Below are 7380 nucleotides of genomic sequence, written 5' to 3' on the forward strand. Positions count from 1 at the left end.
CCCCACGTGGACTTTCACCACAGACTGGCGGCATGCCCGCCATACAACAAAAAAGAGAATCCGGGAAACTGGACTCTCTTTTTTTCGTCTGACAATTCTTCTGCAGATGCTCCGGATCCGGTCGGATCGGAGCTATCATTTTTGAATTGTTTTGGATTTTGAAACAAAAAAGTGGTGCGGCACCCACATATCTCCAATGTCGGTCCACACCTTGTAATTACATGATAGATATATTAAAGGACTCTTGGCCCTCCGCTAATTCCGGCAGCGGGTCGAGCCCTATCTACCATGTAAGATGGCATAAAGCTAAAAAAATGGTGTGGCGAACCGCATATCTCCAATGCAGACCCACACCTTGTAAGGTTATGATAGCTTATCTACTTGGAAAAGTCAATGATTAGCGCTGCTGTCCAGATGTTAAAAAGTAATCATTCTTTGATTAATGCATATCCATTCTATTCCTATAGTATCGATATTTCACCCACAAAAACACTCATTTTCATGAACATTTTTATCAGAGGTCGAATGTATGTTTTCCCACAGGTAATTCTTCAAACCCAAATATAGGTGTATGAGGAAGAAAGAGCATGGTATCGACCATGCTCTTTTCAACCAAACATTTCACTATCCTGTAAGGTAAAAACGGTCAGCTTCTTTCAACCATTTATTTCACTATCCAAATTTGGAAGAAATCCACTTTTCAACCATTTATTTCACTTACCCGAAAAAATATACATCGAATGAGTTTGATTTGGCGTGTAATCAATATGATAAAGCGCCTATCGATGCAATTTCCTATGAGGTGCCTTGTCTTGATTATCATCATGTATTTGTTAGTACGTTATCAAGGAGTCGGGATACTGCAAGAGTTATCTTTGGTGAATTTGAAGTAGAAAGCACAGACACCCTAAATGAAGTTCCGCTTCGGTCATGTTTTGACTCGGAAAAGAGGTTACCTATATGGTTTTGGAATATATCAGGACGTTTGCAATGGATGTTTAATTGCGCTAGACAAATTGAGGGACGTAGAGAAACCAGACAACGAGCAAATCAGTATATTGATTTGTTGTGTTCTTCTGATGAGGACAGTGCGGTTGTAACACATGGCTTTTATATGCATACCTTGCTGAAGGAAATGAAGAAGCGTGGATTTACAGTTTCAAAAGCGAAGATAAATTATAAAAACGGTAATTATGTAATTGCCGAACGATAAACGAATAATATTTGTGGGAATATGGTGATAACAGGAGAGTTATCAATTGGCGAACCTATTTAATAGATAAAAAATGTGAGTATGAATATTATGATGGCTCCGTATCAGGTATTAGCGATTCCATATAGGAAAAAACCAGTTGTGCAATATTGTGTTTTGCATCGTTCAGATATAGATCAGTATCAGTTTGTGTCTGATGGTGGAGAAGATGATGATGCGTTAGCAAAGTTGACATGGGATTCCAATAAAACGGCATTGTATGAATTGAATTGCAGATTGGTTAAAGCATGACAATTCCAGTTTGAGGAGGAAATCACTATGGCAAAGATAGTAATACTCAACGGCTCCCCGAGAAGGAATGGCAAGACTGCTTCTCTCGTTAAGGCATTTGTCGAAGGCGCAGAGTCCGTTGGCAACGAGGTCAAAGAACTGTACCTGCAGGGCATGAATATAGGCGGCTGCCTTGCATGCGAGGGCTGCCAGCGAAACGGCGGAACCTGTGTACAGAAGGACGATATGCAAATCGTGAGCGAGGCCTTCCTCTGGGCTGATGTAGTGGTATTTGCTTCGCCGCAGTATTGGGGAACGATTACCGGTCAGCTCAAGATCGTTATCGACCGCCTTTACTCTGTGCTGTTCGGCTCACCTAAAGTGAAGCAATTCGTGGTAATCATGACGGCTCGTGGAAATATGTATGATATGACGGAGGATTTCTTCTCTATCTTTACTCGGTTCCTCGACTGGAAGAATCTCGGCAATGTGTTCGGCGCAGGAAAAGAAGCAGAAGCCAGAATACTCGGCGCGAGTATCAGATAAGCAAATCGGAATTGACCGAGCTCTTTGAGCGAGGGATACTTCTTGTCCGAAGGGCAAGAAGGTGGGCGTGAAAAAGATTAGAACAATCGGAATTGACGGAGGGTTTGATATGGAGAAATCAATTGCCATTGATAATAAAGAATACACCATTCCAGCGATATTTACTTACTCGGAAAAAAATGAACAAATGCCAACAGTAATTTTGTGTCATGGAACAGGTTAGCAAAAAAATGAAGTTGGTAATTTATTTGTAGAATTGTCCAGAAAATTACTGAATATTGGTATCGCTTCAATACGGTTTGATTATGCAGGATGTGGTGATAGTAAAGCTGATCAAACGAAATTGAGCTTTTGTGGTGAAGTAAATGATACAAAAATAGTTTATCAGTATCTTTGTACACAGGAGATTGTTGATTGCAATAATATCGGTATTTTAGGATTTAGCCAAGGAGCTCGCGTAATGGCAGAGCTGTTGAAAGATGTGTCTCCAATAAGATTTGCCATAAGTTGGTCTGGTGCATGCCATAATGGTATTGGAGTATTCAAAGGATGGTTTAATGAATATTATAAAGAAGCATTAGAGAGTGGCTATGCAAAGATACCACTGTTTTGGCGAGAGGATCTACTACTTTCAAAAAAATGGTTTGATGATATTTGTGATACAACTCCAATGGTGGGAATACAAAGATATGCAGGTCCTATATTGGCTATAGCTGGTGATGAAGATGAATTGGTTCCCTATCATCATGCAAAAGAAATTGTAGAAAACAGCAAGAATAATAAAAGTAAGGTTGTGATTGTGCCAAATTCTAATCACACTTTTAATGTTCTAATACCTAATGCCTCTAAAGCAAATGATGTAATAGAAATAACCCTGGAATGGATAAAAAACATTTTGCAAATAAATTAGATAAAAATGCTTCAGAAAATTCAAATTTGTCGAGAGTACTGTAAATAGTAACTTAATCATTAAGTATAATAATTTCCTTCTTTAGACTTGCATCCTTATGTTATAATACCTGCAGAAGGTTTCCTATCTTATCTATTAGCAACTTTTCGATAAGATTCTTAGGTTGTCAACTGGTTGTCACAGTGACAACCAAATGACAACCAATTAAAAAATGGAATTATTCATCCGAATAGAGGAGGTTAGGCACTATGAGAAACAGATCAATCCTCTTACACCATCTTGTGTAATGCCATACATGCACTAAGAGCCAAAGATGAAGAGATGTTCGTTAGATACTTAACAAGAGAAAATGAAGCTCTTCAAGATCTTGCAGATGAGTATAAGATGGAACTAGCAAATTTCAAGAAACAGATTTATAGCATAAAAAAGGCTGTGATTCTTTCTACTGTTGAATGTATTGATCTCAAGTACGGAATAATAGAACGGAGGTGACATAATGAAGAATAACGACAGGAGAATGGTTAGATACAGTGAGGGTGCATTACTCTATAGTATGGGGCTTACTATGTTTCAGCGTCTTGCTAAAGAAGCTAATGCTGTATACATTATCGAAGGTATGCCGCCTCTCGTAAAGTGCGATGTATTTGAAACATACATTGAGAAGTATCGTGCTAAATGATAAACAAAATTTGAAAGAAAGCTAGAGATCCAGGGCTTTATAAGACCTTGGGTCTCTTTTTTTACTATTCATAATTAAATAGATTTTTGAAATGAAATTCACTTTGTGGACTTTATTTATGTATTGGGAACAATTAAAATAATAAAACAAATCGGAATTTATAGGAGGAATATATAAGTGATCGGGGTTTATCTAAGCGGAACCGGGAACACGAAGCACTGTGTCGAGAAGTTGGTGCATCTGATGGATGATACGGCACTGTGCGTTCCATTAGAAGATGCGCAGATAAGATCATTATTGGAAAAAGAGGGGACCATCGTAGTGGGTTATCCGACACAGTTTTCTAATGCGCCTTTCATGGTGCGTGATTTCATCAATAAAAATGATTCTCTATGGAAGGGAAAGAAGCTGTTTATAGTCAATACAATGGGGCTGTTCAGCGGCGACGGAACAGGATGTACTGCAAGACTTTTAAAGAAGCATGGTGCGGAAATCCTTGGCGGTATGCAAATAAAGATGCCGGATTCCGTTTGCGATAGCAAGCTTTTGAAAAAGAGCGTTGAAGAGAACAGACAGATCGTAAAGAGCGCGGATGGGCGCATGGAAAAAGCTGCAAGGCAGATGAGAGAAGGCAGATATCCCCAGGAAGGTTTGTCCGTTATTGCTCATATTAAGGGATTGTTTGGGCAGAGACTATGGTTCTATAGTAAAACGACAGGATACACTGATAAATTGAAAATCAGCGATTCATGTATTGGCTGCGGTTTATGCAGCAAAGATTGCCCGATGAACAATATTCAGATAGAAGGCAACCGGGCAACTTCTGGAAATCGTTGTACGATGTGCTACCGTTGTATTAGCTTATGTCCTCAAAAGGCTATTACTCTTTTGGGTGATACGGTGAAGGAACAATGCCGGTATGAAAAGTATGCTCTATAAATTCTAGTTTGTCTGGATGAGGACATAGCCTTTTATCTTTAAATATTATGCACTAAGAAGGACACATGAAGAAAAGAATTAATAGTAAAGAATTTAAAGAATTTAAAGATTCCATGCAAAGAGATCTAAACTCATATGAATATCCCTTTGTTATAACTATTCAAAAAAATAAAATTGTTGCCAGATGGAAAACACAGCAAATCCAGGAAGAAGCTGACAACAGGGCTACCAGTTCTTTTTCTGTGACATATATACTTAGCAGAGATAAAACGTTTTGTGGCGGTGAAACCTTGCTTATCAGAGATACTTATAAGCCGCCAATGTCCACGGAGGCCAGAACTGTTTTTTCACTCTCTACACCGAAGAATTTGCCCTGGAGAAAAAGAGTTGATCATAAGGATTGGGCGAATATCGGATTTGATGAGGACAAGCTTCTTTCCATCATTGAACATTATCTGAAAGACCATGATTTTAAGTATCGCCCGGGAATATGGAACCACAAACGCTTACGCTGGGAAGAAGGACGTTTGTTCCGTATTACTGGAATTAGTTTTTTATTCGCGGGCATTTTTTTGTTAGAAGGATTTTTGAATAGCTCAATGATCAGTGAGTGTTTGCGCTTGGATGCATTTTTTGTAGTAGCCCTTCTCTTATTATTGTGCGCGACACTGCTTCCATTGATCTTGATCATAATTGGAACCCTGATGTCTTTGATAGGTTTTGGCAAAATGGAATTCTATGACCTCAGACCGGAAGTCGGCGTTAAGTTGGTTTTAGGGATTACTATAGTAGCTTGGTTACTGATACCTGCATTGTTTTTCCTTGTGCATTAACAAAAATACATGGTAGCAAGTTATCTCGGAATATAAAAGGCAAAGACAAATCGTTGTTTGTTGAGTAGAAACACTTTTGAAAAAAGAGATAAGCTGGTAGAAATGGGTGAAAACAAATGGATATAAGAGCAAGTATAGAGGATACACGAAAAGGCTTTGAAGAAAGCTTTGCATCCGAAGAATTTTATAACAGGCAGACACAGGATGCGGAGCATCTGGAGAGAATCCTTGCGTTCATTAATGTAAGAGATGGAATGAGGATTCTTGATCTTGGATGCGGAAGCGGATATCTGTCTTTTCCAATCGCAGAGAAAAATCTGGGTTGTGAAGTGATAGGGCTGGATATTGTGAGTGATACTATTGGTGTGAATCGAAGCAAAGCACAAGAGGCGGGTCTGAGTAATCTGTCATTTGTCAGCTATGACGGTATAGATTTTCCATTTGAAGTTGGAACCTTTGATCTGGTAGTAACAAGATACGCACTTCACCATTTTCCGGATATAAAGCACAGTATCGGAGAGGTAAGCCGAGTTCTTAAAGCAGGAGGAACATTATTTATATCTGATCCGTGCCCGAATGATTGTGATACAGAGCGATTTGTTGATGACTATATGCGTCTAAAAAAAGACGGACATATTAAGTTCTACACGAAGACTGAATGGCAGGATATATGTTCTGAGTGCGGATTACAACTAACGGATAGCTTTGAGAGTAAAATAAGATTCCCGAAGAAAAAGGATACAGCTTACGGATACAAAGAGGTTTTGAAAAATCATGATAAAGCAGTAATAGAAAGCTATGATCTTGTGGAGACGGATACGGAGCTGCATATCACGGAACGCGTTAACAATATTCTGTTTATCAAAGATGAAGCCTGATTATCTTTGAATAAAATGAACTAAAGGCGGTGATGACAATGGCGTCGAGCAAAGAATACCTTGATTTTGTTTTAGAACAGCTCTCGGGGCTGGACGAGATTACTTACAAGGCCATGATGGGAGAATACATAATCTATTATCGCGGCAAAATTGTCGGTGGGATCTATGATGATCGTTTCCTTGTTAAACCGATACAGTCAGCAAAAGCTTTAATGCCGGAGGCTAACATGGAACTTCCGTATGAGGGGGCAGAGGAAATGCTGCTAGTAGATGATATCGACAATAGGGAGTTCCTCGTGACCTTGATTGAGGCCATGTATGATGAGCTTCCGACACCGAAGAAAAAGAAATAACTTTGAAGATGATATTGATCAACTTATTGATAAGTATTCTAATATTGATATTAGTTCTATGGGGTTTCCGAATAATTGGAGATCATTATTAAGTCCATAAGACAATCCACATTGCAAATCTTAAACATCTGATCTGGCATAAATTCCTTATTAATAAGTTCGTACTTATGTTATAATACCCGCAGAAGGTTTCCTATCTTATCTATTAGCAACTTTCGATAAGATTCTTAGGTTATCAACTGGTTGTCACAGTGACAACCAAATGACAACCAATTAAAAAATGGAATTATTCATCCGAATAATTCCACGCTTTTTATCATTTATATTCTTTGCCTATTCAGGCAGTTTTTCTCTCAAAATGACAACCGGATAATACGGAGACAAATTAATACAGACAAGTTACAGAGAAGACTTTCTAGGCCGTTTTGATGGATTGTTATCCTGTTCCATGGAAGGGTGCTTGAATCTTGAACCGGATGAGCAGATACAATTAAAGAAGTTATTAGATAAAGCAATTGTAAAAATGGATGCAGAATCAGAGACCCTCAGATTTAAAGGATTCAAAATAAGAAAAAAACTGCGGTATAATGTAGGTAACAAATAAGAATTGACACGCATAGCCATAGAAAAAGAACCTCTTATCAGTATCCTGGAGAATATTCTATTACTGGTGATTAACATGAAACGGAAAACTGCAAAAGAAATCGGCCTTTCGTCATTTATAGTGGGTAACCCCACCATTGCTAATTGATTAAATTT

10 protein-coding genes are annotated in these 7380 nt (G+C 38.5%); 9 read left to right on the forward strand and 1 reads right to left on the reverse strand.

Translation table 11 applies throughout. The features are described 5' to 3' along the window. Positions 1-751: 751 nt before the first annotated feature. The 9 genes from BXO88_RS15840 to BXO88_RS15880 all read left to right on the forward strand — a co-directional run bounded on the left by BXO88_RS15840 (position 752) and on the right by BXO88_RS15880 (position 6621). Positions 752-1213 (forward strand): histidine phosphatase family protein, encoded by a 462-nt coding sequence (locus tag BXO88_RS15840; RefSeq protein ID WP_168171752.1) that lies wholly within the window; start codon positions 752-754, stop codon positions 1211-1213. A gap of 318 nt (positions 1214-1531) precedes the next feature. After that, a complete protein-coding gene (locus BXO88_RS15850; RefSeq protein ID WP_078038697.1) occupies positions 1532-2029 on the forward strand; it encodes a flavodoxin family protein in 498 nt (165 codons plus the stop codon). Positions 2030-2096: 67 nt separating this feature from the next. Next, entirely contained in the window at positions 2097-2252 is a 156-nt protein-coding gene (locus BXO88_RS16610; protein WP_168171753.1) for a hypothetical protein, read from the forward strand. Between the two features lie 33 nt (positions 2253-2285). Next, positions 2286-2939, forward strand: coding sequence for an alpha/beta hydrolase (locus BXO88_RS15855; protein WP_078038698.1), 654 nt, complete (start codon positions 2286-2288; stop codon positions 2937-2939). Positions 2940-3435: 496 nt separating this feature from the next. Beyond that, entirely contained in the window at positions 3436-3618 is a 183-nt protein-coding gene (locus BXO88_RS15860) for a DUF6462 family protein (protein WP_078038699.1), read from the forward strand. Between the two features lie 177 nt (positions 3619-3795). Beyond that, the gene (locus BXO88_RS15865; protein WP_078038700.1) at positions 3796-4557 is read left to right on the forward strand and encodes an EFR1 family ferrodoxin; all 762 of its coding nucleotides are present in this window, start codon (positions 3796-3798) and stop codon (positions 4555-4557) included. A 65-nt stretch (positions 4558-4622) separates the two neighbouring features. Further along, the gene (locus BXO88_RS15870) at positions 4623-5390 is read left to right on the forward strand and encodes a hypothetical protein (protein ID WP_078038701.1); all 768 of its coding nucleotides are present in this window, start codon (positions 4623-4625) and stop codon (positions 5388-5390) included. A gap of 116 nt (positions 5391-5506) precedes the next feature. Next, positions 5507-6268, forward strand: coding sequence for a class I SAM-dependent methyltransferase (locus BXO88_RS15875; protein ID WP_078038702.1), 762 nt, complete (start codon positions 5507-5509; stop codon positions 6266-6268). Between the two features lie 38 nt (positions 6269-6306). Continuing rightward, the gene (locus tag BXO88_RS15880) at positions 6307-6621 is read left to right on the forward strand and encodes a TfoX/Sxy family protein (protein WP_078038703.1); all 315 of its coding nucleotides are present in this window, start codon (positions 6307-6309) and stop codon (positions 6619-6621) included. A gap of 399 nt (positions 6622-7020) precedes the next feature. On the opposite strand, the gene BXO88_RS16755 is transcribed toward BXO88_RS15880, so the two are convergent. Further along, a partial coding sequence (locus BXO88_RS16755; RefSeq protein WP_206100008.1) for a hypothetical protein occupies positions 7021-7380 on the reverse strand: 360 nt, incomplete at its 5' end.

This window comes from Oribacterium sp. C9, from assembly GCF_002007235.1.
Taxonomy (GTDB): Bacteria; Bacillota; Clostridia; order Lachnospirales; family Lachnospiraceae; genus Oribacterium.